This is a genomic window from Phaeobacter sp. B1627 (assembly GCF_006265095.1).
Classification (GTDB): domain Bacteria; phylum Pseudomonadota; class Alphaproteobacteria; order Rhodobacterales; family Rhodobacteraceae; genus Epibacterium.
The window spans coordinates 1-2916 of sequence record NZ_VCNK01000085.1 but is presented as its reverse complement, the minus strand read 5'-3'; the positions used below and the strand labels follow the sequence as shown (position 1 = coordinate 2916).

Genomic DNA, 2916 nt, shown 5'->3' with positions numbered 1-2916 from the left:
GTTTTCTGGGACCACTTCAGCCCGATGGAACCCAGGCCGATCATGCACTCACATGCAAACTGGACCACATAAGTGGGGCTGACCAAAATCACCTGCCGCTCCCAACTGTACAGGAACAATAACAAAATTTGCCTTCGCCCAAATTGGCCACTTAACTGAACAGCTTTAAGTGGAAAGATTGAAGATTTTATGCTACCATTAGTAATTATCATAGGTTTTTAACACTAATTGTGAGGACTAATGCAATGGACAAACATGAACTCCTAGAAGCTATGAAAGACTCACTTGCGCCCAGCTTGGTTCGGGACATCGAAACCGCTCTTCCGGATGATTTTTTGTTGGCGAGCAATCAAAACCAGAACCAAGGTAGTATGGAAGAAATTTCGAAAATGAAGCCCGAGGTTCTGCGGGAAATCGGTATAGGTTTCGTTGGCGGAGACGAAGTCATGGACAACCAGAACCAAAACCAGGGCAAGATGGAAGACTTGCTCAATCTCAAACCAAACGCGCTGCAAAACCTTCGTACTGTGTTAACAGGTGGCGGGGAAGAAGTGATGGACAATCAGAACATTAATCAAGGCACGCAGGCCGCAGCCCTTGAAGCAGAACGGGCCAAGCCAAAAAGAAAATAATTTAAAAACAAGCTGTGCGGCACTACGTCCAGGTTATTCACCTCTGTGAGGTGGGTTGTAGTCGCGCGCGCACTGCAGGAGGAACCAATGTCTAGCCTCGACATTCACCTTATTTTTCCACCTCAGTGGTCACCGTTTCAACCGTTTCTGAGCACTCCAGCACTTAAGGCATTTTTGGAAAACCGTGGGCTTAGCGCGGTGCAATCTGACTGGAACGTTGAATTCTATGATCACTTCATTGGCCGATCGAGACTTTCAGGAGCCATCGATAGGTTGAATGGGTATGTATCTGATCTCGGCCCGGAATTTGACACCTATCGGAACCAAGCACTTCTATCACTAGGCATTCTGAGCGATTATGACTCAAAAATAAAGCTCGCGAAGAGGCTGAAATCAAAGGATTGCATGTCGACCATTGAGGGGTTTTATTCGTCGGTCACGGCATTTAAACGACTTCTCTTTGCCTTCTCCACGGCAGAACCTGTCGTGGAGGTTGGTACATCATCTTTGAGTACCTCGGACACGATGCTGTCAAACGAGAGCATTGATGAGTTTTGCAACACCGAGAATCTCAACCCGTTCTTGCCTTTTTTCAAGGACAAGGTTCGTTCCATCAAAAAGGCGCCGAGGTTCTTTGGCTTGTCGGTTATCGGTCAGGAGCAAGTTCTTGCGAGTTTAACGTTAGCAAAGTGCCTCAGAGCCAAATTTCCAGATTCACCGATAATCATCGGCGGCAGTGTTTTCTCACGCATCGCAGAGAAAGATGAAGCGATACGGCATTTTTTCGAAAACTATTTCGACTATGTTCTTCGCTATGAAGGCGAGGCCCCTCTGGAGCAGCTGCTTCGTGCGCACGATCTTGCGAAGAATCCCACGGACAACCTTTGCTTTTTACGCGACGGTGAAATTATCAAAACCAAGCTCGCCCCGCAGCTAAAGTTGTCCGAGATTCCAACACCAAACTTCGATGACCTTAATTTGGGGCGATACTATTCACCCGACGTTGTTCTACCTATGCTCACAACGCGGGGGTGCTACTGGGACAAATGCGCGTTTTGTTATCACGGAATGATCTACGGTGATCGCTACCGGATGATGCAACCCGATGCTTTTGCCGAAGCTGTCCAAGACCTTTCCAATCGATATGGCGTAAAGCACTTTGCCTTGAATGATGAAGCAATTCCACCAAAGCTCTTTTCGGGGTTGCCAATGCATGTGGAACCGAAAAAGTATTTCTTCACGGGGCTCTATAAGTTTGAGAAATATTTCGAACCTAAGCACTACCAGGGGATGTATGAGATTGGTTTCAGATCTTTGTACATTGGATTGGAGTCCGCAAATGAACGCGTTCAGCGCCACATGAAAAAAGATAATACCCAAGATGTAATGATATCCAATCTTCAGGATGCGCACGATGCTGGGATATGGAACCACACGTTCAATTTCTTTGGCTTCCCAACCGAAACGAGAGAAGAGGCGCAAGAAACTATCGATTTCTTGATTGATCACTCTGATATTATCCATTCTGAAGGAACGGGTGTATTTTCGTTCGAGCACAATGCACCAATTTCAAAAGACCCAGAGAACTTTGGTGTCAAAAACGTTGTCGAAAAATCCAGCAACGTGCTTGAGCTATATTACGACTATGAAGTGACCGAAGGATTGAGTGCCGAACAGGCACACGATATGGTTGACGAATTCACGGAACGCAAAAAGAAAGCGGGGGCCTATGCTTACGGTGGGTGGATCCCACGGGAACATCTTTTGGTGCTGCTTTCGAAGTTTGATAGGGACTCACTTCGATCTCAGCTTGAGGTGCTCGACAGTGGGTTGGACACCAGGCTCGGATGGACCGAGGATGTCAATTGGTTTACGTTGAATATGCCAAACTCGGTTCCTCGGCATTTTGTTGTAAATGCGTTGGCGGGAAAGATACTGGAAACCAATCGGGATGCCGTTGTGGCATTGGAGTTCATGCCAAAGGACATCCCCAGTTCGGAAGTGATCGCGCACTTCCCAGTTCTTGAACAGGTCATGACCTGCTAGAGGAATTGGTCGCCGCCTGCTTGTGCAAATATGACTTTTCGGCATCATAGCCTGCAGAATCGCCCATTGAGCCGCCGCCCGCTGAGATCGGCTTTTCGCCAAAACTCTGCATCTGAGGGCGAATTTCCTGAAAATGCGCGTTTTCCGAACGACTGCGTCGGCAATCCCCCCGAAAAATGGCAGTGATCAGACGTAGAATATTCTCAGCAAGATACCTGAGGAGATTTACGATGAAGAA

3 protein-coding genes are annotated in these 2916 nt (G+C 47.4%); 2 read left to right on the top strand and 1 reads right to left on the bottom strand.

Annotation, left to right across the window (positions count from 1 at the left end):
- The first annotated feature begins 245 nt into the window (after positions 1-245).
- Entirely contained in the window at positions 246-632 is a 387-nt protein-coding gene (locus FGE21_RS19715; RefSeq protein WP_139665102.1) for a hypothetical protein, read from the top strand.
- A gap of 87 nt (positions 633-719) precedes the next feature.
- Positions 720-2678: a radical SAM protein gene (locus FGE21_RS19710; RefSeq protein WP_139665101.1), complete on the top strand. Its 1959-nt coding sequence runs from the start codon at positions 720-722 to the stop codon at positions 2676-2678.
- Here FGE21_RS19710 and FGE21_RS20225 read toward each other — a convergent pair.
- The coding region (locus tag FGE21_RS20225; protein WP_218062806.1) for a hypothetical protein at positions 2665-2916 on the bottom strand (252 nt) is incomplete at its 5' end. The genes FGE21_RS19710 and FGE21_RS20225 overlap by 14 nt on opposite strands.

Coding starts and splice junctions, on each gene's coding strand:
- FGE21_RS19710 (WP_139665101.1), top strand. CDS start 720: ATGTCTAGCCTCGACATTCACCTTATTTTTCCACCTCAGTGGTCACCG.
- FGE21_RS19715 (WP_139665102.1), top strand. CDS start 246: ATGGACAAACATGAACTCCTAGAAGCTATGAAAGACTCACTTGCGCCC.